A 26,307-nucleotide genomic window follows, 5' to 3' on the forward strand; every position below is an offset into this window, starting at 1 on the left:
AGGCCGCGCCCGCCGGGTTACATTATTAATTGTTCATTTCTGTGATGCGACGGTCCCTTATAGCATATGTATTCGTCTTCACTTGATCAATAAAGCTTATTAACTCGTCCTCATTCATGAACATGATATTCATCCCTGAACGATATTTGAATTTGCTCAAGTTTACTCCATAGAACAATTGTCCTCATGTCAATGGAGAGTACACACTTATATTGAGTATCGGTAGGTCAATAAATATAGCATATTTTTCAGCAGCTTTAAACACCGCTTCTTTAGCATTCCCAAGCTCTCCAAAAGGATGGATGACAATCTCAACCCCTTTTTTCTTAATTGTTCGTTTCCATGTACCTACAACTTGGCCACCTACAACAATCATCGGGAGGAAAACACCGTTATTTCCAGGGACAATCAAAGGAGCCGTCTCTGGCTCAAGTACAGCGCTCCGGTCTTTATATCCAAGGATGTACTCATCAAAACCCGGTAGTAAATAAACTCCAGAATCTTCATCCGCAGGAGCTGGTCGATGGGAAGTCATCCAATACTCGCTGCCGTTTATATCCTCTGATTGAAGTTCATTATTCACAGATTCTAACCCACGTCTAGCATCTGTAAGAGTTATACCTGCCCACCAAGCGAAGTCTTGAACGGTCGCCAATTCACGGGCAGTAAAATACCGTAAGGCGAGTTCTTGCAATGCTCCTTCGTAGGATAGCTCTCGGCAACCCGGCACCCACTCCTCTAATAACACAATCGTTTGCTGTTTACCATTCATCGGTCCAAAACAAATTAACCCTTGATAGGCGCAATTCCAGAGCATATGATAACCTCGTTGATTCCCAGTGTGGATACCTTCCTCTTCTATTAGCTGAAGTAGGACCGAACGATCCATTTGCTTCCCGCCCTTTAAAGCATCGACAATAATTTTCCTACAGCTCTCAAGTGTTTGATCATCAAGTCCGAGCTCCACCATTCGCCGCTTTGTCTGTGATGCTAAACGCGGTGCGGATAGCTGAAGCATCCACTTCACATCTTCTGCTGGGACGAAATGAAGCGTACCCCGCAGCGTCCAAGTAAGAATAATCTTCCGCTCAGCAATTGCACGCTCAACATCTGCTAATTTCGAAGCTGGAGAACGTAATCCGATAGCCCAAACCGCCTGCATATAATCTTGCGCTTGCATAGCTCCCATTTTTTTCACAACCTGCTCTGGTGTGTGATGTAAAGACCCTGAAATCATTTGATTATACAACCTGCTATTAGCAATACGGTTATTCGTCACATCGTTCCTCCTGTTCAGAAATGAACCCTTAATTATATACTTCCAGTTATCTAACAAAATAGTTAAGTTCATGCCTCATGCCTATGTTCGATATTACTATTGATTCCATTGAATGACGAGATTAAAAAGAGTTTCAAGCTACATTTATTTGTAAAAAATGCAACAGAATTCTGATCCGCTTTTTTTCGGATCCATTCTGTTGCACGAAGTACAACGTAAAGGTTAAATTGCTCTTTTATATTACACATTTTTAAAAGAAAAACGCTGCTTCTTCTTCTTTCTTCACAACCTGCATCGCTTTAGTAGTATTCACCAATTCGTTAGCTAGTCGATTCAGTCTAAAAAGAATATCATCATCCACAATTTTTTTCCGATCATATTGCTTCTCTTCAATAAAAACATACTTAGGAACCACCACCGCTCTCATATAAGAAAGAATCGGTTTCAACTGCTGTTCTGCTACTAAATAATGTTTGGAAGAACCGGCTGTTACCACAATTCCGATAACTTTATCCTTGAACCCATTAACCGGGAGTAAATCAAATAAGTTCTTAAGTGTTCCCGGGATCGAAGCTTGAAAAACAGGGGTTCCGATGATATACGCATCTGCCTCCATCATTTTCTCCAAAACGACTTTTGTATCACCTGTATAGTCCATGTAGCTTCGTCCATCGCTAAACTCAAGCTTATAATCGCCTAGATCGATGAGTTCTACTTGGAAATCCGGATGCTTGTCTATAATATTATTAAGTGCTTGCTGTACAGCGATTCTAGTCTTCGATCCAACAATAGACCCTGATATCCCAATGATCTTCAACATAACCCCTCCTTCTTATTTCTTAGCTGTAGCGCGTCTTACGGCTGGTGCTACTTCAGATGCGAACAAGTCAATAATTTGTTCCACTTGAGGATAAGGTAACCCACCAACATCAATTTGAGCTAGAAAACGGTTATGTCCGTACATCTCATGCTGATAGAGGATCTTCTCTACAATTTGTTGAGGACTACCCACAAGCAGTGCATTTCTCACACTTATCGCTTCCGCAAATTGTTCCTTCGGATAGCTCGATCCGCGAAGCTCTTTCATCAAGTGATTGAGATAAGGATAGTAATTGCGGAATGCTTTTTGTGAGTCCGGATCAATATACATTAATGAAGTAGTGCTGACTGGAAGCTCTGCTGGATTAAATCCTGATTGCGCTGCAACCATACGATACGCGTCTACCGAACCCTTAAAAGCAGATGACGGGCCGCCAAGGGTGGTCAGCATCATCGGAATCCCCATTCTTCCTGCTTTAATTGCACTTGCTGGGGGTCCTCCAACGGCTCGCCAGATTGGCAATTTGCCATTCAAAGGTTTAGGGAAGATTTCCATATCATTTAAAGCAGGGCGGTATTTCCCTTCCCACGTGATACGATCAGACTCATTTATTTTCATAAGTAATTCAATTTTCTCTTCGAATAATTCTTCGTAATCTCTTACGTCATAACCAAAGAGTTCATAAGCACCAAGACGCGATCCGCGTCCAGCAACAATCTCTGCTCTACCGCCGGATAATAAATCCAAAGTTGCGAAGTCCTCATATACACGTACAGGATCTGCAGTGCTTAGCACAGTGGCTGAACTTACAAGCTTTATACGCTCGGTAGCATTTGCTATGGCTCCAAGGACAACCGAGGCTGCAGAGGTAATGAATTTCGGTTGATGACTCTCACCTACTCCAAATACATCTAATCCAGCATCCTCAGCTAATTTGGCAGCAGATACGATCTCTTGAATCCGTTGTCGTTCACTAATTGCTTTACCTGTTAAGGCGTCTGTGGTGTGATCACCTAACGTGTATAAACCTAGCTCCAACCCTTTTCTCTCGTCGTTTCTATATTGTTCCATCATGATAATGTCCTCCTTTCATAGCTATATTAGGTTTAGCGGATAGGATGAAGCTTCGATTCAATCTCTTCACGTTGTTCTTCCAGAAATGAAGGTAAGGTCAAATTCTCTCCTAGTGCATCAAAAGCTTCATCAATCTCAAATCCTGGGCCATCTGTAGCAAGCTCAAAGAGAATATGGTTCGGATCCCGGAAATACAAGGAATGGAAGTAATAACGATCAATGACCCCCGTGTTTTTAAACCCTGCAGCAGTGATTTTGGCGGCCCATTCGGTTAATTCTTCAACATCCTTCACTCTAATAGCCACATGATGAATACTGCCCCTACCTGGTCTCTCCCGATCTTTGTCATTTATTTCTTTGAGCTGAAGTTCAGTGTACAAACCACCCTTATCTGTTTCAAAAATATCCACCATAGCCTTCGAATCACCCATGGAAGGCACTGTCCGAACTTGTGTATAGCCTAAAATATCTTCCAAAACCGCTTTTGTTCGGCTAGCCTCACGTACAGTCAATTCAACGGGTCCTAACCCCACGATGGCATACTTTGGAGGGATATCTTCTGTAATCCACGGTTCAACGAGCTCGATTCCGTTATCTTTTTCAGCAGATACTAGATGGACCATCAATTCATCCCTATCATAAAAAGTAAGCGACTTGCGCTCCCCTATACTTACAATAGCTTCATGAGGTACTTCAAAAGAATCTAATCGACTAGCCCAATATGACAAGGCTTCATCACTAGGAACAAGAAGGGAGAAAGAACTAATACTGTTCGTCCCTTTGCGAGTCCGACCTGCATTTGGCATTTCAAAGAAAGATACCTCGGTGCCTGGAGCGCCATTGCGATTGCCGTAAAATAGATGGTACATGGAAGGATCGTCCTGATTGACTGTTTTCTTTACAAGTCTGAGGCCCAGTACCTCTGTATAAAACCACAAGTTTTGTTTAGCGTCTTTAGTAATCATGGACACATGATGTTGTCCGTTTATGGATTGTTGTTTCATTTTAAAAACCTCCTAGTTGAATTGTATTGAATTTAAGTTTACTAGTATACTGACGGAGAAAAAAGTAAGCTTTATGATTAATAAAGCTTGTCATTACTACTGGACCCCTCGCGGGAGCCGATTCACATCTTGACTATGCCGATGAATTTTCTTAAGCATGCTGTAAAATACTTTCTTCTCCTCGTCAGTCAATGGATCGAATAACGAAGCTTGGAAGTCTGATTGCAAAGGCAACACCTTCTCGATAAGTGTTTGACCCTTTTCCGTTAAAGTAATGTACTTCACTTTCCAATCCTGTTTGCGTTCAATGAACTCTTCCTTCTCTAATCGGCCTAACATATGTGATACTCCGCCTTTAGTAATGGTTAGATGCTCGGCGATTTCCATCTGTGTCACAGGTTGATGTATTAATATTTGTACCAATGTATCGAACTGATTGACAGTTAAGCCAAATTGTTTCAAGAACTCATTAGAAAGATCGTTACTATTCTCATATATCCTTACCAGCCGTAACCAGATCAATAAGCTTAACTGGTTATCTTCAGTGAATCCATTATTCCTCATTTGGTCACGCCCATCATTTGTTTATTTTGTTTGTGATTTGATTTGTTAATATGAGTATACTAGTAAACTGACAAGGAGTCAAGCATAGCAGGAATCCTACTTGCTTGCCAAATACCAATTTGGAATATAGGTTTGAAAATCATCATACCACTTCAGAACACTTTCCGCCCTGCTCAGCATATCAGCAACGTCCTCTTTCCCAAATGGAATGGCCCAATAAATGCTTGATAACTGGTTGCTAGCAATATATAAAGCCATCATTTTAAAGAACAAGTCCGGGACATTGTTATTAAAATATCCATGAATACGACCCGAAGCGAACTCTGCACTTATCATCGCACAAAATGTAATTCGATTAAATTCCTCCCACGGATCACCATCATCAAACCTGTTGAAATCAATAATCCCCAAATCACCCGACTTCGTAACGATCATGTTTCCCACATGGTAGTCACCATGCTGAAAAGTTTGAGGGCGTCCGTCAAGTAAGTATCGATTCGCCTCTATAAATTGAATGACTTGATCTTCTCCCTTTAGAACAATGCCGCATGCTTTATAGTTGGTAATGTATTTATCGATCTTCCGATTATAATAATCAGCCCACGGCACTTGATCTTTCCCCGCAGGCATTTGATGTATAGATTGTAAGTATTGTCCCGCTTTCACACCCAATTGATATTGCTCTTCTACACTTAGCGTAGGGATAATCTTTTCCGCATCCTCCCCATCAATCCAAGTCAATAAGGAATATACACTCTGACCACCATTGCATACCCCAAACTGTAGCGGCCTTGACATCAAAATATCTTGATCAACCAGCCGTAGAATTGCTTCGTATTCCCGCTTTTTCTGATCATATTGAGAAATATCTGATGTTCTCAGCAAAAGTTCGCTGCCACTAATGGTCTTTATGTAGTATTTCTTATCCTTTGACCAACCTTTATGAACAGGCTCAACACTTACCCATGTAGCGGCTTCCGGTATGTCTTTATAGAAAGAATCCATTTCATTTCACCCTCCTTTTACTTTTTTTGATTGATTAGTAAAATTTCCTTGTTATTTCCTAGAAGAATATTCTAATTCAATTGATACTGAAGCAACAATAGTGTATGATACATAGTATAAAACATATACTGTATGACATACATTAATATCATTTTTAGTATCCATACAATGGCGGCAAGTATTTAAATGAGAAATATAATGAGGTGGGTGAATGAGTACTTTATTAAACTCCTTAATTACAGAGCTTAGGAGAGGTACGTTAACACTAGCTGTTTTAAGTCAATTACGAACACCACAGTATGGATACTCGCTCGTTCAATTACTGGAGGAATCCAGCATCGCTATTGATCAAAGCACCTTGTATCCATTGCTTCGCCGATTAGAGAAACAGGAACTAGTGACGAGTAGCTGGGACACATCCGAGAGCAGACCCCGTAAGTATTATGTCTTAAGTGACTATGGTGTAGAAATTTTTTTGCAGCTAAAGGAAGAATGGCTTAAGAATTCGAAAGAACTCTACGGCCTATTACAAGGGGAGGATGACCATGAAGCTGATTGAGATTTACATCCATGAAGTGACTCGGAGGCTACCAGAACAAACTCGGGAGGATATCGCTCTCGAATTACGATCAACCATAGAGGATATGTTACCGGATGATCCTGATGAACAAGAGGTCAAGGCTGTACTTGCTAAGTTGGGGAATCCTGCAGTATTAGCCAGTGAATATCGAGACCAGCCCATGCATCTCATCGGACCACGTTATTATGAGTTATATCTTACCTTATTAAAAATGATAATACCGATTGCTGTAGTGGTTTCTTTAATCGCGATGACTGCCGAATATTTGATCGGGTATAGCGGCGATCAATCAGTGGCGGGGATTGTTACGACTGTTATAAGCAAAGGTATTGCTAGTATCCTTGAGGTAGGAATCCAAGTCTTTTTTTGGATAACTATAGTTTTTGCTATCATCGAACGAACGGATAACGGAAAAGAGAAACACCCCTTCACAACAAAAATGAGCAAATGGACACCTGATGATTTGAAGGACATCACTCCTATTCATAAGAAAAAAGCGATTAAGAATTTTGAAGTATTCAGTAGTTTTTTCTGGATTGCGATATGGGCTACCTTATATTTTAATGCTGAGCATTTGATCGGTGTATATAAAGGGGGGACAGGTGTACTTGATTTTGTCGCACCCGTTTTTAATCAGGATGTATTGCTTCAGTATTGGCCTATTGTTCTTGTAGTGATCGGATTTGAAGCAGCATTAGCTATTTATAAATTAATTAAGAAACAATGGACAAAGGGACTGGCATTATGTGCTACAGCTCTCGAGCTCCTTGTGATCATTGTATTCGCTATCATCCTACGGAATCCAAATGTATTCAACCAAGAATTCATAACGTATATGTCTGATCTATTTAACATTACGACGAATCAATTTAAAACCGGGCTAGTCGGCGGTGGAATTTCCTTGTTCATTTTAGTTGCAGCTCTCAATATATACGAAGGCTTCCGTAAGGCTAGAATTTAATATTTTATTTATTAATGCAATATCACTGATCGGTGATTGTAGAGATTAGACTCCTTTTTTAACAGTATCATCCTCCACTAATAGTTTTGGACTTAAATAACGTTATTGGGGTTTATCAGGTCCGTTAACGAAAAACAATAGAGTGCCCCAGCAGCCATTCATGACTTTTGGGACACTCTATCTGTATTAATTAAAAAGTTCTAGCTCAATAACCGTATCCATTTCGTCGGGCAGTTTGGCCCCTTTTAATGTAATAAACGCTCCACCGTTAACATCTGAATATTCTTCAGCCATCCAAGGTGCTTCTACCTTCAATTCTGTGCCATCTCGTAGTAATCTAGCCTTCTTAATCTTCCCCTTCAAGCCTTGGAAATAGATCGGACCAATTCCACGATCGTAGACATGTGCATACAACTTATTCCCTTTTTGCGTATAACGGCCCCACTCCGGCTTAGCAAGCAAAGAACTACCGCAGCCATAAATACTATCACCATTCAAACGCATCCATTCGCCCACCTCATCAAGGATGACAAGCGATTCTCTTGTCATTTCACCTTTGGCATCTGGACCAATGTTAAGGAGCAGGTTACCGTTCTTACTGATACATTCGACCATCGAGCGAATGACCTGCTGGGTTGATTTATAATTTTTATCTTCGGAATGATAACCCCAGTTATCGTTTAGCGTAATACATGCTTCCCAAGGGATTGATTGACCATTCACGTCAACGATGCCGCCTGGAGGAATGATTTGCTCTGGAGAGAAGAAATCTCCAGCATATTCTTCTGGCTCGGCCGCGCGGATATTCCCACCCAAACGATTGTCGATAATAATATCCGGCTGGATAGAGCGAATCATACGGATTAGCTCCGTTGCTTTCCATTTCTCTCCGGTCATATTATCGTAGGAGAAGTCAAACCACATGATGTCGATTTTGCCGTAATTCGTCAACAGTTCCTTCACTTGTCCATGCATATACTCCAAATATTTATCAAAATCAATCGGCTTGTCTTTAGCCGCTTCATTGTCCCGATCCGGATGCGCTTTATCACCATATCCAGGGTAATCATCATGATGCCAATCAATAATAGAGTAGTACAAACCTACAGCAATACCCTCTGCCCGGAAAGCGTCTACATATTCTCGTACAAGATCACGTCCAGCGGGCGTGTTAGTCGCCTTGAAATCTGTTAGCTTACTATCAAACAAGCAGAATCCGTCGTGATGCTTGGTCGTAAGAACCGCATACTTCTGCCCCGCTGCTTTGGCTGCGCTGGCCCACTTCTTCGGGTCATATCGAGATGCGTCAAATTCATCGAAATACGTCATGTAGTGCTCTCTACTCATTCGCTCGTTCCCACGTATCCACTCACCGCGTGCAGGAATTGAATATAATCCCCAATGAATGAACATGCCGAATCTATCCTGCAAGAACCATCTCGTTCTTTCTTCTCTTGTACCCATCTCTCTTCAGCCCCTCCGTTTTCGATAGCTTTGATAAACAGTTACCATCATCTAGACGGTATGAAATAATGCTGCAGCGCCTATAAGACCTACATCATCCCTCAGACCTGCTGACTCAATAGTATAAGTTCCTTTATACGGCTTCATGACAAGTTCCTCTGTTTTCTCTCTCAGCGCCGGAAACAGTAGTTCACCAGCTTTGCTTACGCCTCCACCAATTACAATGCGATCTGGATTAAACGTATGTACCGCGTTAGCTAATCCAATCGCCATATAATGAATTGTTCGCTCAATCACCTCGACAGCTACCGGATCTTTTAGTGCCATCGCTTCGAAGACGTGTCGAGAATTAATCTTTTCACCACTTCTACTAGCAAGCTCTGTAATCATCGACGTTCTGCTCTCCATCTTCCGCAGTGCCATGTCCCGAATCGCTGTACCCGAAGCAAATACTTCCCAGCATCCATATCTTCCACAGCTACATTCCGTTCCGCTCGGGTCAATAATATTATGACCGAGTTCTCCTGCAAATGAGTTCGTGCCGAGCAATAGCTCACCATCCATGACAATGCCAGCTCCAATTCCTGTGCTGAAGGTAACATATACCATGTTGTTTGAACCTTTGCCAGCTCCTCTTACATACTCACCCCAAGCTGCAGCATTCGCATCGTTTACCACTTTCACTTCAACACCAAGTTCTGACTCCATCCAACGCTTCAGTGGAACATTGTCCCATTCAGGAAGATTGGTACCGTGAATAACAATTCCATCCTGGCTGTTCACTGCTCCGGGAGAAGCAAGTCCGACCCCCATTAGCGGTCGTCCTTCGGATACGGAACGTATCATTCCGATCATTCGCTGTACTACCTCTTCCGCAGTGCTTGCCCCGGCCGTCTCCATCAACTCTCGATTCAACAAAACACCTTTTGAATCGAATAATGCTGCGGCAATTTTTGTCCCACCTAAATCAATTCCCACTACGTAACTATCTACCTTATGCATAACCATTCACCTTTTCACCATCAAATATTAGCCGTTAGAATGAATATTCTCAGCTAACGCCCGCAGGGCTACTGGATCGATTGGAGACAAAGCGTCTTTGCCATAACGAACAGCCGATCCAAAATGTACTTCCGTGACTCCTGTCTGTTGAATAAAGGATGTAATACCTTCTGGCTTCAGACCGCTTCCAGCCAATATATTAATCGAACTACCTCTAGATTCCTCTACTAGCCTACGCATAGCGGGAATGGCATCAGGTGCTGGACCAGGTCCAGCAGAGGTAAGAATACGTGTGATTTGCGGATAATTACAAAGCGTTCGATAACCTGCAATTTGATCCCCCAGCTCATCAAAAGCACGATGGAAGGTTACTTGTAAGCCATCTGTCAACGGCAATAATGTTTCAAGCGCTCGCTCATCGATCGTTCCTTCCGCTGTTAGTGCGCCGAGAACAACACCCGACGCACCGCTGGCTGCAATCTGTCTGATTTCTGAGGCCATAGTCAAAATATCATACTTGGAATAGTTAAATGATCTACTGTGTGGACGGACCATAACAAAGACAGGAATACGAACCGATTTGACTACTTGCTCCACCAATCCTATTCCCGGTGTTAATCCACCTTCTGTAATAGCAGTAATGAGCTCAAGGCGATCTGCCCCATTCGCCTCAGCCGTCAGAGCATCATCCATACAAGTAGCGATGACTTCCAATCTCATAACTTCCCCCCACTCTTCCAGTTGTTATTGATGTATTTGCTTCATGACATAATCGGCGAGCAGGCGTGCACCATATCCCGTCGCTCCAGCTTCTGAATACCCCACATCCTGCTTGTACTGTACCGTCCCTGCCATATCAATATGAACCCAGCTCATCGACTCTGCTACAAAGCGCCGAATAAATAGGGCTGCTGTTATCGCACCTGCAAATGGGGACGTACTAACATTGCGCAGATCAGCGTAATTACTCCGCAAATCTGCTTCATATTCATCCATTAGCGGCATGGGCCACAAGCGTTCCCCATTTCGCTCACCAATCTCTACCAGGCTCTGCGTTATATCAGCATCGCCCCATATACCTGCGATACCTAATCCCAGCGCCGCACCGACATTTCCAGTTAGGGTAGCGATATCGATCGCTTGGTTCGCTCCGATATTCGCGGCATGAATAAGCGCATCCGCTATGATAAGTCGACCCTCACCATCTGTATTTGCAACCTGAACGGTTAACCCGTTAGGGTAGCGGATAACAGATGAAGGCAACATCGCCTCAGCATCCGGCACATTATCAACAACCGGAATAAGTGCAGTCACATTTACATTGGCACGCTTCCGTATCAAAATATCCATAGCCCCAATTACAGCAGCCGCACCGCCCATATCCATGCGTGCATCGCTAATATCACTGGCTGTCTTCACGTTCATGCCACCTAAGTCAAAGGTTACACCTTTACCTACCAGTGCTAACATCGGTAATTCAGGGTTGCTCTCGTAACGAATTTCAACCAGAGCTGGAGAATGCTTGCTCCCTGCTCCAACAGAGATCAGTCCATTCATCTGAAGATCCACAAGCTCCTGCCCTCGATAGATATGAACTTTTAATGCAGCATCATCACGGTCAAAAAATTCAGCCATCCATTCCGCGAAACGATCAGGGTTTAGTGTCCCGGGCACTTCATTCACAAGATCACGAGCAACGATTGCTCCTTCAGCACGTATCTGTGCAGAAACCCGTACAGCTTCTATTTCAACAGAAGACAGTTCAGGCCAATCTAAGGATTGAAGCTGTAAATCAACAGAGCCTTCAACCTTGGTCGTTCCGCGATAAGTTTGGAAACGGTACAACCCGAGAATCCAGCCTTCCATCCAAGCTTGTAATTCATCAGCAGCAGAAATATCACTGTTCCTATTTACAGCCTCAGAGGCTAATCTCACTAGTGAAGCACTGCTGCGTCTTTCTTTCAAGATAGAACGAGCAGCAGCTCCTCCTGCTCGGCGAATCTTCTCAAGCGTAATATCCTTGCGCTTTCCCATGCCTACCGCTAATACGTCAGACTCTTCCTCAGTGCGGGCATGTAACCAAGTCACACTGCTGCACTGTTTGTGAGCCGCTCCCAGTTTAAAAGGAAATGACTCCTCGTCATAAGCTAAATAGACAATAGTATCCGCCACGTTAGCGGAATCGAATAAGATATTCATCGCTGTCCCTTCTTTTCCGTAAAGTTATCTCACAATTTCCGTTATCGCTCTAATTTCAGCATTTCTTCATCAAATAAATGGCACGCAACCTCATGACCTGGTTCAACTTCTCGGAATATTGGTACATGCTGCTTACAGATTTCCATACAGGAAGGACATCTTGTATGAAAACGGCATCCCGACGGTGGATCAACCGGACTTGGGAGATCTCCCTTCAGAATAATGCGTTCCTTCTTTAAGGTAGGATCGGGTACAGGTACAGAAGATAGCAACGCTTGCGTGTAAGGATGCATTGGACGATCATACAAAGTATCTTTATCCGCCGTCTCTACGAGGGAACCAAGATACATGACACCGATTCGATCACTGATATGTTCAACAACACTTAGATCATGAGAAATGAATAAATAGGTCAGACCATACTCTTCCTGCAGATCCTGCAATAGATTCAGCACTTGTGACTGAATCGATACATCCAGTGCAGACACGGGCTCATCCGCCACGATTAAGCTTGGTCGAACAGACAATGCTCGGGCGATTCCAATCCGTTGGCGCTGTCCACCGCTGAATTCAAAAGCGAAGCGCTCGGCATGGAAACTGTTCAGTCCTACTGTCTCTAGCAGCTCACATGCTAGTTTATCCCGTTCTTTGGAGGATAGCTTTGTATGAATGAGCAGCGGTTCAGCGACAAGATCCTTCACCTTCATCCGTGGATTAAGTGAAGCATAGGGATCTTGGAACACCATCTGCATATCTTTACGAATAGGCCGCATTTGATTGTCTGAAATATGGCTAATATTTTGACCCTTAAACCACACTTCACCGTCATTTGGTTCCAGCAAGCGAGTCACAAGTCTACCTGTAGTGGATTTACCACAGCCACTCTCACCCACAAGGCTGAACGTTTCTCCTTTACGTATAGCGAATGAGATCCCATCAACTGCGTGCAAATATCTTGTAGTTCCGAAAAAGCCCTTCTTCACTGAAAAAAACTTCTTCAGGCTTTTAACTTCAATTAGTGGAGTCTCCTTCACAAACGTTCCCCTCCTTCCATGTTCTCCTGCTGTGTAAGCCAACAACGACTCTTTCGCTCAAGTCCCTCAATCGGAAGTAACTCAGGCTCCTGCGTGAGACAACGCTCTGTGACAAACTCGCAGCGTGGGGCAAATTTACAACCTGCTGGCATTTGTGAAAGGTCAGGTACATTTCCTTTAATAGAGTCCAAACGGCGTACATTCTGGCGCAGCTTCGGAACGGATTGAATTAATCCCTTCGTATATGGATGCTGCGGTCTTGCAAAGAGTTCTTGTACGGAAGCTTCTTCTACTACACGACCAGCATACATAACAACTACACGGTCGCATAGTTCGGCTACTACCCCAAGGTCATGGGTAATGAGCAGCATTCCCATATCCTGTTCTTCTTTCAGATGCTTCATTAGATCAAGGATCTGTGCTTGAATCGTTACATCCAGCGCCGTTGTCGGTTCATCTGCAATCAGCAGCTTCGGGTGACAAGACATCGCCATCGCAATCATGACACGCTGCCTCATACCACCAGAGAGCTGATGCGGATAATCATCCACCAATTCTTCCGCACGTGGGATACCCACAAGACGCAACATATGAATGGCATGCTCACGAGCTTTCTTCCGGCCATAGCCCAAATGCAGCATGATCGGCTCCATCAATTGCAAACCAATCTTTAGCACAGGATTAAGCGAAGTCATCGGCTCCTGAAAAATCATCGCCATATCATTTCCACGGATCTGACGCATCTCTTTATCCGTTACTTTCGTCAGATCAGTCCCCTCAAAGCGAACAGAGCCACCGGAGATTCTACCTGGCGTATCCTTAAGCAGCCGCATAATGGACAGTGAGGTTACACTTTTGCCACAGCCGGATTCTCCAACTAGACCCAGCACTTCACCTTTCTTAATCACAAAGTCAACACCTGCAACGGCCGTTATACTTCCATCGCCGCGTTTGAACTCCGTTTTCAGCCCTTGTACTTCCAGCAAATTTTGAGTCATGTCTTGTCCCTCCTTAGTTTTTCATTTTGGGATCAAGAGCATCGCGCAGTCCGTCCCCGACCAGGTTAAATGCAAGTACAGTCAAAAAGATAGCGATCCCCGGAAAATACACGATATGCGGAGCGATACTTAAATAATCACGGCCCATACTTAGCATCGCGCCCCAATCGGGCTCTGTTGGCTTCGCGCCCATGCCTAGAAAGCTCAGTGACGCAGCGGCCAAGATTGCCCCGCCAATCTTCATGGATAGATTAACAATAATGCTAGGAACTGTTTCCGGAAAAATATGTCTCCAAATAATTCGGCGATTCTTCGCACCCATAGAACGGGCGGCTTCAACAAACAATGTTTCCTTCGCAGACAATGTAACGCTCCTAATAATTCGGGCAAACGATGGTGTGCCGAAGACTGCAACGGCAATGACAACGTTAGATAAACCAGGCCCGAGTATGGCGACAATCCCAATGGCAAGCAGTAAATCCGGGAATGAGAACAGTACATCACTCCCCCGCATAATAATCCGATCCAGCCAACCGCCATAATATCCACTGACAAGACCAAGAATGGTTCCAAGTACACCCGCAATTAATACGGAACTTAGACTGACCGCTAAAGTCAACCTTGTTCCGTCAATTAAACGGCTTAGAATATCACGGCCATATTCATCCGTTCCTGCCCAGTGCGCGGCAGAGGGTCCCTCCATTAGTGCATCGTAATTCGTAGCTTCAGGATTATACGGGGTCAGAAAAGGCCCGAATATTGCAATCAAAAAAAGCAATATGACAAAAAATGCAGCCAATAGAGGCATCTTTTGTTTGCTGAACTTGCGAATAAAAACACCCGCGCGGCCTTTCGTTTTCTCCGGGGCTATTACCTCTCCGGGTATAGGAGAATTAGTTCCCATAACTGCAGAATTGTCGCTCATGATATCCCTCCTAATCCTAAATTCTCCCTAAATAAAACTATCGTATTGTTTCTCTGTAGCAATCTAGCTACTGAGAAAACCTGATTTTCGGATTGAGTACGCCATACAATAAATCTACAATTAAATTGATAAGGATAAATTGTGTTGAAAACAGCAGCAGCAAAGCTTGAATAACTGTATAATCCCGGAACAAAATGGAATCCACCAGCAGTCTACCAAGGCCAGGAATACTGAACACTGTCTCAACCATTACCGATCCACCAAGCAAGAACCCAAATTGAAGTCCAGCTACAGTAACGACCTGTATAAGAGAATTGCGCAGCGCATGCCTGCTAATAACAACATACTCGCGTAAGCCTTTCGCACGTCCAGTACGGATATAATCCTCCCGTAACGTTTCTAGCATCGATGACCGTGAGTAACGGGCCAACATCGACATAATCCCCATTCCAAGTGTAATGGAAGGAAGAATATAGGATTTCCAGGAATCTACACCGCCGGTCGGAAACCAGCCCAGCTCTACCGAGAAAATTTGAATGAGTACTAAACCTAACCAGAATCCAGGAACAGACATCCCTGAAATAGCTGTCAATGTACCTAAATGATCCGGCCATTTATTGCGGTAAACCGCCGAAATAACACCGATTAGAAGACCAATGACAAGCGCCCAAGCCATACTTAGAAATGTTAGCCATAAAGTAGGCATTATTCTGCTCTCCAGCATATCAGTGACCGGAATCCCTGAACGGATCGAATTACCTAGATTACCACTTAGTAGATCACCCATGTAGTTTATGTATTGTTTCCACAAGGGCAGATTGAGACCCAGTTGCTCTTGAATACCATGAATCTCTTCAAGTGTGGCGTCCTTACCCGCAATAAGTCGGGCCGGATCACCCGGAATTAAGTGAATAAACAAAAAGACTAGTACCGATACAATGAACAACAGCGGAATAACCCCGAGGAGTCTTTGTAAAGCATATCTACCCAACTCATAAGCCCCCTTCAGTATCGACAAATGATTTAGTGAGGCCGCTTCCTACCATTCTATAGAAGCGGCCTCGTTCAATTCTTGGGATATTAATCTTACTTTTGTTTTACATCATTATTTTACTTCTGCATTGAGGACATTTATGGAACCGTCCGGGAAGACTTTTACACCTTCCAAATAAGATCTTTTGCCAGAAATAATTTGGTCAACGCCCATGAAGGCCCACGGAGCATCTTCCCATACTGTTTTTTGAATATTGGCATAAATGGATTTAGCCGCTTCAGGATCAACCGCTTTATTCGCCTCAGCAATCCATTTATCTACATTTTCATTTTTGTAATAAGCTGTATTCGAGCCTGCAGGTGGGAACATTTCACTACTGAACAAACCTCTAGTTGCGCCATCTGCATCACCGGAGGATGGAGACCAGCTGACATACCACATTTGAATTTTTGCTTCTTCAGGCGTTTTCGCAGAGTTAATTTGGTCGGACAATGTACCGCCCTCCATAGACTTCACTTCTACCTTAATGCCTACAAGCGCTAGCTGTTGTTGAATAAATTGCATACCCTTCATCGTTTCGGATTCGTTTTCTCCCCAGATTTCGGTTTCGAATCCGTCAGGATATCCCGCTTCAGCAAGCAATTGTTTAGCTTTTTCAATGTCATAGTCATAACCTGTTTGTTGGGAGTAATATTGTGTTTTGGAGGACATTGTGGAATCAAGCTTAGCGCCGAGACCCGATTTCACAACCTTGATATAAGCATCTTTGTTGATAGCATAGTTAATGGCTTGACGTACTTTAACATCATCGAAAGGTTTCTTCATCGTATTCAAAGTTACATAACGAACAATGGTTGAATCGATCGTATCTACAGTAATTCCTTCAAGACCTTCAACCTCGGATACTTGCTCGGTTGGCATAGGATAAATGAAGTCAGCCTCACCAGTTTTTAGCATCGCAATCCGCGATCCATTCTCTGGTACGGGTCTGAAGGTTATGCTATCCACTTTCGGCAAGTCTTTTTGCCAGTAATCCGGATTCTTCTCAACAACTAGACGATCACCTTGTACCCACTCTTTGAACTTAAATGGACCAGTACCTACAGGCATTTTTGAAATATCGGCACCGTTTTCTGTCAGAGCTTTCGGGCTAATGATCGGCGCCATGGCAACCTTATTTAAAAAGGCGTTGTACGGCTCACTCAGTGTAATAACCACGGTTTTAGCATCAGGAGTCTCCACTTTAGCTACCTTTGCGAAGCTTTTGCGCAGTCTCAGATTATTCTTCTCATCTTGAATACGGGCGATGTTTACTTTAACCGCTTCAGCATTAAAGTCAGTGCCGTCTTGGAATTTAACATTCTCTTGCAAGTTGAACGTGTAGACCAAACCGTCATCACTTATGGAATGGCTTGTGGCAAGAACAGGAACTACATTCATATTCTCATCAAAACCCATTAGACCTTCGTACATCGTTCTGGCAGCGCTTATTGAATGTGTATCGCTAGCGTTATGAGGGTCCAGCGTAATAAAGTTAGAATTGATGGCAATTACAATGTCTTTATCATTTTTTGTAGTTGGGGTGCTAGTTTCCGTGCCGCCAGCTGTATTGCCACCTTGTCCCTCGTTGTTCGCTTTGTTGCCGCACCCTGCAGTCACTACTACTGTAATAAGCAGCAGCATGAACATTGACCATACTTTTCCTTTTACTTTCATGTTATACACTCCCCTTTAGAAACGATGTATTAGAAAAGCTCCCAGTCCGATTATTCATGAGACTTGAAGATTATTCTCGATCCTGATAATCAAACTTCCCATTGGAATACAGCTCGGCGTTCGCCTACAATAGTACCGCCATCATTAACGATGGTATTTGGTACGAGCGCATATAAACGATCAATTGTAGCTTGATTGCTATAGCCTAAACGTTCCAGAATCGATGCGATGATACAAGGCCAGACTTGCTCAGAGCCATCGGATACTTTTAGTGATATACCGATTCGTTCCTTACGAAGACCAATACCATATACACCTTTAGCCCCGCCCTTGGCCGTCAGATTATCATCCTTTAAAAGCTCTGAGCAGACGAATTTCGTATCTGCTATCATCACCGGATTATCATTCATAAGCTTTGCAGTCACAGCAGCTGCGTTGCGTATTTCAATATCCTCGATCAAATCAGGACAGGCTAGCTTTAAATATGAATAAGCGATTTTGTGCAGCGGAAGTGCGAAAATGGGTAGACCACAACCATCAATTCCTTGAGGAATGGATTCCTTCGGTACTTCAGCTATATAGGCCATGGTCTCAAGGATCTCCTGTTGTACAGGATGGTTAGGTTCATAATAAGTATCTATATCCCAACCCATATATTTGCTGAGACCCATTAACCCGGCATGCTTACCCGAGCAATTATGAAAGATTTTGCGAGTAGGCTCATTCGCCCGATGACGCTCCGCCTTGGCTTCCTCATTCAATGGATATGTAGAACAGCAATGAAGTCCCTCTTCTTTTAATCCCATTTTTTGAAAAAGAGATTCAAGCGCTTCAATGTGGAAGGCCTCTCCCCGATGCGAAGCAGTAAAGAGTGAGGCTTCCTTACTTGTCAAACCATACACTTCGTCGATCCGTCGCTTCATAACCGGTAAAGCTTGGAACGGCTTAGCAGCTGACCGAAGATAGGTCATATGCTCCGGGTTTCCTGTTTTGTACAAGATGTTACCTTTCTCATCGACTACGCTAACTGCACCATAATGCACATTCTCTAGTAAGCCACCGCGATATTCTTCTACCAGTGTTGTAAATCCCATCTGTACAACCTCCCTCGATGTAATTCTATTAATCCAATGCGAAAAAACGATTCTGCGATAGTAGGCCCGATCCGATAATTACACCGTTCTCATTCAACATCGAACGATGAATGGAGAAAGATCCACGAAGCGGTTCCCAAGTGAAGCGTGAAAGATAGAGCTTCTCGACTTCTTCATAAACGTCTGGGAATTTGTCGACGAGTTCTCCACTCAAGATCACACTATCCGGGTTATACATGCATACGACATTGTTGATCGTAATCGCCATATACATGAGTGCACGTTCGATCAAATGAACCGCCCAATGCTCTCCTGCATCCTTTGCTTCAAATAACTCCTCGATCGTGCGAATCGGACGAATCCGATTGGCTTCTGACAACAATGAGCTAATATTTATATAGGTCTGTAAGCAACCCGCTTTCCCGCACTCGCACATCATTCCGTTAGGATCCACTGTTGTATGCCCAATTTCACCAGCACTGTTCATCACCCCGCGGTAGATCTCTCCCTCGAGGATCATCGCCGAGCCAACACCTTGACCGAAGCCCAATAGTGCGGTACGGATGGAACCAACTGCAGCACCTTTAAGGTGTTCTGCAAGAGCTCTTACTTTCAGCTCATTATCTACAGCAATTTCAAAACCGGTAAGTTCCTTTAGACGTTTAGCTAAGGGCACATTCTTCCATCCAAGCTGAACCGAGAAGACGACGATACCTTCTTCGTTATTTACAATGCCAGGAAGTCCAACTCCAATACCGACGATACGTGTTCTGTCAATCACATGCTGCTGTGTCAGATGTTCAATCGCTTCATTAATTCGTTCCAGCGTCTTGTCAGGACTCTCATCCGGTGTACGCGGGTATTGCCTGCTGCAGAGCAGCTTGCCTTGCAAATCTACGATCCCTACAATCATAAGACTACGATCCAATTCAACCCCAACTGACAACACAGAAGCGTCAACCATAGCTAGCAACGTTGATTTTCGACCTAATCCTGACGATACCTGATCCGAGTCGAGTAGAAATCCTTGTTCAGTTAATTCCCCAACAATTCGACTTACAGTCGTAGGACTCATACCCGTTTGTTTGGCGATGGAAGCCCGAGAAATCGGCTGTTGATTTTTAATGATTTCGAAGACCGTTAATCGGTTTTGTCGCTTCATAAAATCCTGATCGTGCTTTTTCACAGACATTCTCCTAATTATTTTCTCCAGTGCATTAATCAAGCTGATAAAACTATAAAAATAAGAAAAAATTTGCCAATTAAGCTACGATAATGTATTATTTGATTTAATTTTAGTTTAGTTTCTCCAGTGATGGGATTAATAATAAAGGCTCATTGAATGTATGTCAATATAAATGACATATTTTTTTATTCGAAATAAATGAAAGCGGTTAATATGTGAAATATTTAACAATATCATTCAATGCATAACATAAACATAACACGAAAAACCAAATCTTATCTCGTAATAGACCGTGCGAAAACTATAAATAGGAAGAACCTGATTTCAAAGGGAAAATAAATTAGAATAGCAAGAGGTTTGAGATAAACAATCAAAGCAGATGGTTTGTATATATGAATATAAAAAAAGGGGTAGGATCATGCGCGGATTGATAGTGAAATGGAAATTGCCCCGCATCAAAAGTAAGTTTTTTATAGCAACCAACCTTTGATACGGAGCATCTTGAGCCGTTATTGAAAATCTACTGCCTTAACAGATGCATCTTCTTGTATTAGGGATAACAAATTCACAGAATTAAAGGATTCAGGATATTTTACGATAATTTCTAAATTCAACTCAGAGGCAAGACTATTATTTTCAGCGTGAAAGCTTAGTATAGTAATGTTCTTTTCTTCGAGTATCTTTTGGATTCGACTGACGGCTCCTTCTGTATTAGACAGACAGATCACAATCTGTTGGGTTTTCGGTGAGGCCAGCCAACTGTATCGACCGTGCAAAATCTTTTGCCCGAGTAAGATAATAACCGTTGCTCCTCCGCCAAGGATATAAAGCCCTGAACCAATCGCCAGACCTAGCCCCGCCGTTGCCCAAATCCCCGCAGCAGTTGTCAGCCCCTTAACGGTGTGTCTGTGCATGAAAATCATTCCTGCGCCAAGGAATCCCACTCCACTTACTACCTGCGCTGCAATACGTGCGGGATCGAGTTTAACATAGGACCAAGAAGCTTGATCCTGAAATCCATATTTGGAGATGATCATCATAAGTGCAGCACCTAAAGCTACAATAAAATGCGTCCTAACTCCCGCTTCTTTCATTCGGCTTTTACGTTCAAATCCTACTAATACTCCACAAATTCCAGCTCCAACTACACGAAGTAAATATTCAAACTCCATACATTGTCCTTCTCTCCTTATGATATTGCTATTTATTGTATCATAAACGGGTTTCTATATTTCTCCTTCCAATAAGGTGGACATGATATTTAACATAGTTTGAGCATGCGCACAGTCACATCTGCAATGATTTAACTGTGATACCTTTATAGCTGTTACTCCAGTAGACATTGTATAACGATCTACAACTTGTGAAAGAGGTGCGTATATGAAGCTGCCAACAATCCAATTTGGGCATATTAAATCCAAGGTTCCTGTGATTCAAGGTGGTATGGGCGTAGGTATATCCTTAAGTGGATTAGCTGCTGCTGTAGCCAATGCAGGCGGGATCGGCACCATTTCCGGTACAGGAATCACCACTGATGAACTGAGAATGCATATTCGCAAAACAAGAGAGCTCTCTAAAGGGATTGGATATATCGGTGTGAACGTACTATTCGCAATGAAGGATTTTGCCGATAAAATGAAGGTTGCTTTGGAAGAAAAAGTGGACTTTATTATTTCCGGAGCCGGAATTTCCAGAGATATTTATGCTTGGGGGAAAGAATATGGCACCCCTGTGGTGTCTATTGTTTCTTCCGCCAAATTGGCCAGAATATCCGAAAGACTTGGTGCCTCTGCAGTCGTCGTGGAAGGATTTGAAGCTGGGGGCCATTTAGGCACTGAACGATCCATGTTTGATATCCTCCCAGAAGTTGTAGAAGCCGTTTCCATACCGGTTATTGCTGCAGGCGGGATTCTGACCGGAGATGATATCGCAAAAGCCCTTCGAATGGGCGCTTCCGGCGTTCAGATGGGGACTCGTTTCGTAGCAAGCCATGAATGTGATGCTCCTTTGTCATTTAAGCAAAAGTATGTAGATGCTCGACAAGGTGATACTATTCTAATTAAGTCTACAGTGGGGCTAGATGGCAGAGCGATTCGCAATGAATTCACAGATCGTATCAGTGATGATGCCAAATTAAAAATAGCCAAATGCTCTAATTGTCTAAAGGTATGTTCGCACCGCTTCTGTACCATGGAATCCCTCTTAACTTCCCTTAGAGGAGATGTTAAGAACGGATTGGTTTTTGCCGGGTCCAGGGTTCACGAGATTAAAGAGATATTGTCCGTACAGCAGATTATCGATAATTTAATGTATGAATATCAAGGGGCATTAAACCCCGTAACTTAAGATAAACAAGAACCCTTTGTTGTATGCAACAAAGGGTTCTTGTTAAAAAAACGTTCATTATAGTTGATTTACATCAACATTGCCTCACATCATTCCACGAGTATTATAAACGCCCTCTTGTTGATGGCAGCTCTTATACATTTGCTCTAGCTCGGAATCACCTAAGTTAGGGTGTCTTTCTTTCATAAATGGCAACATTTCTTTAAAAGTGCTAGGACCTACTCCGGCAGCATACACCGCTGTCCCAATTCCAAATGACAGAATAGCTACACAGATTACTGAAAATACTCCTCTTTTCAAAAAAATCATCTCCTACTTAATAATACGGAAAAAATCAATACGAAAAAAATTTGCTGAGACCAACATGCACATCAGACCCATTCCCATAACTAGAATGGCTATGATCCAATCCGCTTTTCTCATATTCATCCTCCCGTGCTATCGAACACCCTGACTCCAATGAACAGTGGGTTCAATCATATTAATTATTATAGATAAATATTGTGTAGAAACTATGTGGGTCATGTTAGAAATTCATTTTTGACAATTCCGTGAAATTATTCACTATGTCATCATTCGTTCATATTGCGTTCTTATTTCCATGATATTATTTCGATATAACAATAAACACAAAGGAGTCATGATCATGAAAAAATTGTATTACACGTCATTTTTCTATGCAATTCTTGGGTTGATAGCAGGTGTTGCTTATCGTGAAATTACCAAAATGAATGATTTCGAAGGAAACACCATCTTAGTTGCACTTCATACTCATATCCTTGTACTGGGCTTCTTTTTCTTTATTATTGCTTTGATTCTAGCCAAGTTATTTAATATCCATGAGGCCAAATCATTTAATGCATGGTATATTGTCTATAACATTGGTCTCCTGATCACAATCGGTGCTATGGCTACTCGTGGGATGCTGCAAATTAACGGGACTGATATTAGCTTCTTACCGCATATCGCCGGTCTCGGTCATACTATAGTAGGAGCCGGTATCATATGGCTGCAAATTCTGCTCGGTAAACGAATTAAATCATAGGGAAAGTGACGCTGGATCATATTCCAGCGCCTTTTTTTTGATTAGTCATATTTAACTTCATACCAAATGAGACTATAAGTATATTTGTTTATAGACTGGTAAATGATACAATATGGAAGTCGCGAGATATCTTGAATTTTAACTTTAATCTATGCTTTCGATGCCAATAAAACTTTTAAGGAGTGAAAAAATGTCTATTGATGTTTATCTTAATTTCAATGGAAATTGTCGTGAGGCAGCAGAGTTTTACGCAGAGGTCTTTGGCACTGAACGTCCACAAATCATGACCTTTGGTGAAACACCACCCGATCCCAATTTCACTCTTCCTGAAGAAGCCAAAGATTTAGTTATGCACACTCGCTTAAATATCGAAGGCAGTAATGTAATGTTCTCTGATGTTTTTCCGGGAATGCCTTTTGTAGAAGGAAACAACATTAGTCTTTCGGTAGTTAGTAAGGATTTGGATGGTATAAAGAACTATTTTCATAAGCTAAAAGAAGGCGGTAAAGTAGGTATGGAATTACAAGAAACCTTCTGGAGCTCCTGTTATGGTAGTCTAAAAGATAAGTTTGGCATCGATTGGCAATTCAATTATGATGACGGACGAATGAATATGTAATAAAAAAACAACGAGTATGGACAATCTCCAACTCGTTGTTTTCTTGTTCAAATACTTAGTCCATAATCAAATCATATACACTGACCTTTCGAATTCGCCTTGCAACTAGCATAGAGACCACATAAGCAACCACTAGAATGACCGCACACAGTAGAAGCACTTGAGGCAAACTAACCGCCAATTGAACATTATAAATGCCAAGACTTGAAAGCAATAACACAAATGCTGAATCCGAGTAAAAATAACCCGCTAAACTCCCCAATACTACTCCAACTACAATCACCGGAAAAAGACTGAACGTAATTTGTGTCATCAGATTAAAGGTGGTGTATCCGATACCCTTAAGAATACCGAACTCTCGCTTGCGCTTCATAATCAAAGTCTTAATCACCAAGTACAAGATTAAGCTGACTACTATAATTGTGACTGCCGAAATGACTGCTGTCATAGAAGATACTGCTGCTGTGAATGTACTGAGTGTGCTTTCTAACATGTCTAAAATGTTCGTTACGTTCCATTGTCCAGGGAAACGTTCTTCGAGCTTTTGAATGAACGCTTGAGGATCTTCCCCTTCCTTTAAATACACATTAATGGACTGAACGGAATAATTCGGCTGTAATTTCCTCATTCCATCTTCTGTTATGGTAGCAACCATACCTAACTGATTAATCTGCTGGCTAAGACCAGTTACCAAATAATTTTTGGTTACCCCATTAAACGTAACTGGAATCTCGTCCCCAATCGATTTATTTTTCATTTTTGCAATTACGCCGGATATCGCAATTTCATTATCATAAATGGGCTGTCTACCTTTGTAGACCGTCTGTGTTTCCAGCTTGGCATAATCATCTGATACACGGAGCATAAAGCTGGAATCATCTGTAGAGGCTACTCTACCTTCCAATATGGAAATCTTTTGAACCTCAGACATAGCTTCAACTTCAGCAATTATTCCCGGAGCATGGTCAGTTTTTTTTAGATCAAGTTGCAAATTGGTACGTTCTAAACCCACTAAATCTAAAACGGCTGAAGTATCCCCTTTAAAGTTAAAATTAAGGATGGAGCAAAATATACTAGAAAAGGTCAAGCCTGCAACGATCAGCACAATCATAAAATTCTGTTTGGTCTGTCTAAATAAAGATTTCAGACTTAAGGCAAATTGCAAATTCAATGAAGTACTTGCTAATGGAAAATGATTTTTCTTGAAATTGTGGGTAAGAAGTCCGCTCTGAAGCGCTGCTATCGGAGTAATCCTACGAATCTTTCTACTGGACAGGTAGGCAACAAATAGAATTAGTACCGTAACGATAAGCAAACTATACAAAGCACTAAATACTTCAAAGGTTGTCGGCCACAACAGTCCAACCGAAGACGAGATCATATTGCCTACTAAGGGCATAACTAGAACGGAAATCAAACTCCCCGGTATGGAAGCCATTATAGACACTGAGACGAACTGTAACAGAAATGAGGATATGATCTGCCTTGACGTATAACCGTTCGCTTTCAAAACCCCGATGTTAGTTAGGTTATCCTCAATATTTCCGAAGATTTGAAACCTGATCACAATCAGTGAGATGACAACCATAATCAGTGCAAACACAATCAGGATGGCGGCTAAAATATTCACAAAAACACGGTTGCCCTCCAGACCCACATCGGTACGCATGACTAAAAATGAACTAGAGGTTCCAGAGCCAAATATCTGTTCACTTAGCTTTTGCTCTAGCTTGACCTCTTTCGCCCGTTCGTTAAGTTGCACAGACAAAAAATTAAATTGAACCTCTTTCCCAAGCCGTGCCTCCAATTGCTTATAACCTTCATCGTTTAAAAATATTTTTAAAGCCCCATTCGTCAATGTCCCAAACAGGGGTTCCTCCGTAAAGCCACCGATGGTGTAAGTGAATTTGTTGTTGTCGTATTCAAACGAAAACGTATCCCCAAGGTTATACCCTGAGCCCCCGTGGAAAATATACGGTAGGTAAATTGTACTTTGATCTTCAGTTTCCAACCGAGAGGTTGTATTAAAAAGTCCCATGGATCGCTGCGAATCCATATTAAGAATCAAGAACGCGATAGCTGTATTGTCTCCCCCGTAGTTTATCTTTACGTCAGGTAGTAGAAGAGCCGACTCATTCTCCCATGCTTCAGTATAAGGATAACTTTCCACCAGAGACTCATATTCCTTCACATGCTCGTTTACAGGAAAGTAAGCGGTGATATCAGGTGTATTTAGCTTGGAGATTTTCTCTTGCTGAAAAGAATTAAGCTTCAAACTGACCGTTAGGCCAATATTCAGCAGCAGCACAGCTATCATAATCAGAAGGAAGAGCGTAATCGTTGCACTCTTTCTTTTGCGAATATTGGACCAAGCAAGCTTTCCTATTAGGCTTCTCAT

General features: G+C 42.5%; 26 protein-coding genes. 5 read left to right on the forward strand and 21 right to left on the reverse strand.

What is annotated here, in order from left to right; translation table 11 throughout:
• Positions 1–25 precede the first annotated feature (25 nt).
• From ACDZ28_RS28550 to ACDZ28_RS28580, 7 genes are all read right to left on the reverse strand, one after another.
• The gene (locus tag ACDZ28_RS28550) at positions 26–160 is read right to left on the reverse strand and encodes a hypothetical protein (RefSeq protein ID WP_283936266.1); all 135 of its coding nucleotides are present in this window, start codon (positions 158–160) and stop codon (positions 26–28) included.
• A 24-nt stretch (positions 161–184) separates the two neighbouring features.
• The gene (locus ACDZ28_RS28555) at positions 185–1,279 is read right to left on the reverse strand and encodes a winged helix DNA-binding domain-containing protein (protein WP_375103403.1); all 1,095 of its coding nucleotides are present in this window, start codon (positions 1,277–1,279) and stop codon (positions 185–187) included.
• 250 nt (positions 1,280–1,529) lie between these two features.
• Complete coding sequence (locus ACDZ28_RS28560; RefSeq protein WP_375105431.1) at positions 1,530–2,096, reverse strand: NADPH-dependent FMN reductase; 567 nt, start codon at positions 2,094–2,096, stop codon at positions 1,530–1,532.
• 15 nt (positions 2,097–2,111) lie between these two features.
• Entirely contained in the window at positions 2,112–3,173 is a 1,062-nt protein-coding gene (locus ACDZ28_RS28565; protein ID WP_375103404.1) for an LLM class flavin-dependent oxidoreductase, read from the reverse strand.
• Positions 3,174–3,205: 32 nt separating this feature from the next.
• Positions 3,206–4,177, reverse strand: a complete 972-nt coding sequence (locus ACDZ28_RS28570) for a ring-cleaving dioxygenase (RefSeq protein ID WP_375103405.1) — start codon at positions 4,175–4,177, stop codon at positions 3,206–3,208.
• Positions 4,178–4,273: 96 nt separating this feature from the next.
• Positions 4,274–4,741 carry a MarR family winged helix-turn-helix transcriptional regulator gene (locus tag ACDZ28_RS28575; RefSeq protein WP_375103406.1) on the reverse strand — a complete coding sequence of 156 codons (468 nt, stop codon included), beginning with the start codon at positions 4,739–4,741 and terminating at the stop codon, positions 4,274–4,276.
• Between the two features lie 96 nt (positions 4,742–4,837).
• On the reverse strand, positions 4,838–5,746 hold the full coding sequence (locus ACDZ28_RS28580; RefSeq protein WP_042129312.1) for an aminoglycoside phosphotransferase family protein: 909 nt from the start codon (positions 5,744–5,746) through the stop codon (positions 4,838–4,840).
• Between the two features lie 211 nt (positions 5,747–5,957).
• Between ACDZ28_RS28580 and ACDZ28_RS28585 the strand changes: the two genes are divergently transcribed.
• On the forward strand, positions 5,958–6,305 hold the full coding sequence (locus tag ACDZ28_RS28585) for a PadR family transcriptional regulator (RefSeq protein WP_042129314.1): 348 nt from the start codon (positions 5,958–5,960) through the stop codon (positions 6,303–6,305).
• Positions 6,292–7,287, forward strand: coding sequence for a hypothetical protein (locus ACDZ28_RS28590; protein WP_042129316.1), 996 nt, complete (start codon positions 6,292–6,294; stop codon positions 7,285–7,287). Before ACDZ28_RS28585 ends, ACDZ28_RS28590 begins: the two co-directional genes overlap by 14 nt.
• 186 nt (positions 7,288–7,473) lie before the next feature.
• Here the strand turns inward: ACDZ28_RS28590 and ACDZ28_RS28595 are convergent, their stop codons facing one another.
• The 12 genes from ACDZ28_RS28595 to ACDZ28_RS28650 all read right to left on the reverse strand — a co-directional run bounded on the left by ACDZ28_RS28595 (position 7,474) and on the right by ACDZ28_RS28650 (position 21,071).
• Positions 7,474–8,751 (reverse strand): alpha-L-fucosidase, encoded by a 1,278-nt coding sequence (locus tag ACDZ28_RS28595; protein ID WP_375103407.1) that lies wholly within the window; start codon positions 8,749–8,751, stop codon positions 7,474–7,476.
• Between the two features lie 51 nt (positions 8,752–8,802).
• Positions 8,803–9,753 (reverse strand): ROK family protein, encoded by a 951-nt coding sequence (locus tag ACDZ28_RS28600; RefSeq protein WP_375103408.1) that lies wholly within the window; start codon positions 9,751–9,753, stop codon positions 8,803–8,805.
• A 27-nt stretch (positions 9,754–9,780) separates the two neighbouring features.
• Positions 9,781–10,473 carry a copper homeostasis protein CutC gene (locus ACDZ28_RS28605; protein WP_076120742.1) on the reverse strand — a complete coding sequence of 231 codons (693 nt, stop codon included), beginning with the start codon at positions 10,471–10,473 and terminating at the stop codon, positions 9,781–9,783.
• A gap of 24 nt (positions 10,474–10,497) precedes the next feature.
• Positions 10,498–11,952 (reverse strand): M17 family metallopeptidase, encoded by a 1,455-nt coding sequence (locus tag ACDZ28_RS28610; RefSeq protein WP_042129323.1) that lies wholly within the window; start codon positions 11,950–11,952, stop codon positions 10,498–10,500.
• Between the two features lie 41 nt (positions 11,953–11,993).
• Entirely contained in the window at positions 11,994–12,986 is a 993-nt protein-coding gene (locus ACDZ28_RS28615) for an ABC transporter ATP-binding protein (protein ID WP_042129325.1), read from the reverse strand.
• On the reverse strand, positions 12,983–13,984 hold the full coding sequence (locus ACDZ28_RS28620; protein ID WP_339287351.1) for an ABC transporter ATP-binding protein: 1,002 nt from the start codon (positions 13,982–13,984) through the stop codon (positions 12,983–12,985). Before ACDZ28_RS28620 ends, ACDZ28_RS28615 begins: the two co-directional genes overlap by 4 nt.
• 13 nt (positions 13,985–13,997) lie before the next feature.
• Positions 13,998–14,909 (reverse strand): ABC transporter permease, encoded by a 912-nt coding sequence (locus ACDZ28_RS28625; RefSeq protein ID WP_042129329.1) that lies wholly within the window; start codon positions 14,907–14,909, stop codon positions 13,998–14,000.
• Positions 14,910–14,976: 67 nt separating this feature from the next.
• A complete protein-coding gene (locus ACDZ28_RS28630) occupies positions 14,977–15,900 on the reverse strand; it encodes an ABC transporter permease subunit (RefSeq protein ID WP_042129331.1) in 924 nt (307 codons plus the stop codon).
• 114 nt (positions 15,901–16,014) lie between these two features.
• Positions 16,015–17,619: a glutathione ABC transporter substrate-binding protein gene (locus ACDZ28_RS28635; RefSeq protein WP_042129332.1), complete on the reverse strand. Its 1,605-nt coding sequence runs from the start codon at positions 17,617–17,619 to the stop codon at positions 16,015–16,017.
• An 89-nt stretch (positions 17,620–17,708) separates the two neighbouring features.
• Positions 17,709–18,713, reverse strand: a complete 1,005-nt coding sequence (locus ACDZ28_RS28640) for an asparaginase (protein ID WP_042129334.1) — start codon at positions 18,711–18,713, stop codon at positions 17,709–17,711.
• A 28-nt stretch (positions 18,714–18,741) separates the two neighbouring features.
• Positions 18,742–19,899 carry an ROK family transcriptional regulator gene (locus tag ACDZ28_RS28645; protein WP_042129336.1) on the reverse strand — a complete coding sequence of 386 codons (1,158 nt, stop codon included), beginning with the start codon at positions 19,897–19,899 and terminating at the stop codon, positions 18,742–18,744.
• 509 nt (positions 19,900–20,408) lie between these two features.
• Entirely contained in the window at positions 20,409–21,071 is a 663-nt protein-coding gene (locus tag ACDZ28_RS28650) for an MgtC/SapB family protein (protein ID WP_042129338.1), read from the reverse strand.
• Positions 21,072–21,279: 208 nt separating this feature from the next.
• On the opposite strand from ACDZ28_RS28650, the gene ACDZ28_RS28655 reads away from it, so the two are divergent.
• A complete protein-coding gene (locus tag ACDZ28_RS28655; RefSeq protein ID WP_042129339.1) occupies positions 21,280–22,245 on the forward strand; it encodes a nitronate monooxygenase family protein in 966 nt (321 codons plus the stop codon).
• A gap of 84 nt (positions 22,246–22,329) precedes the next feature.
• On the opposite strand, the gene ACDZ28_RS28660 is transcribed toward ACDZ28_RS28655, so the two are convergent.
• Positions 22,330–22,545 (reverse strand): hypothetical protein, encoded by a 216-nt coding sequence (locus ACDZ28_RS28660; protein WP_375103409.1) that lies wholly within the window; start codon positions 22,543–22,545, stop codon positions 22,330–22,332.
• Between the two features lie 346 nt (positions 22,546–22,891).
• Here ACDZ28_RS28660 and ACDZ28_RS28665 point away from each other — a divergent pair, with 346 nt between their 5' ends.
• Positions 22,892–23,290, forward strand: a complete 399-nt coding sequence (locus tag ACDZ28_RS28665; RefSeq protein WP_076120747.1) for a DUF2871 domain-containing protein — start codon at positions 22,892–22,894, stop codon at positions 23,288–23,290.
• 190 nt (positions 23,291–23,480) lie between these two features.
• Positions 23,481–23,909 (forward strand): VOC family protein, encoded by a 429-nt coding sequence (locus tag ACDZ28_RS28670; protein WP_042129347.1) that lies wholly within the window; start codon positions 23,481–23,483, stop codon positions 23,907–23,909.
• A gap of 55 nt (positions 23,910–23,964) precedes the next feature.
• On the opposite strand, the gene ACDZ28_RS28675 is transcribed toward ACDZ28_RS28670, so the two are convergent.
• Positions 23,965–26,307 (reverse strand): ABC transporter permease, encoded by a 2,343-nt coding sequence (locus ACDZ28_RS28675; RefSeq protein ID WP_375103410.1) that lies wholly within the window; start codon positions 26,305–26,307, stop codon positions 23,965–23,967.

This window comes from Paenibacillus sp. RS8, from assembly GCF_041956825.1.
Taxonomy (GTDB): domain Bacteria; phylum Bacillota; class Bacilli; order Paenibacillales; family Paenibacillaceae; genus Paenibacillus_AQ.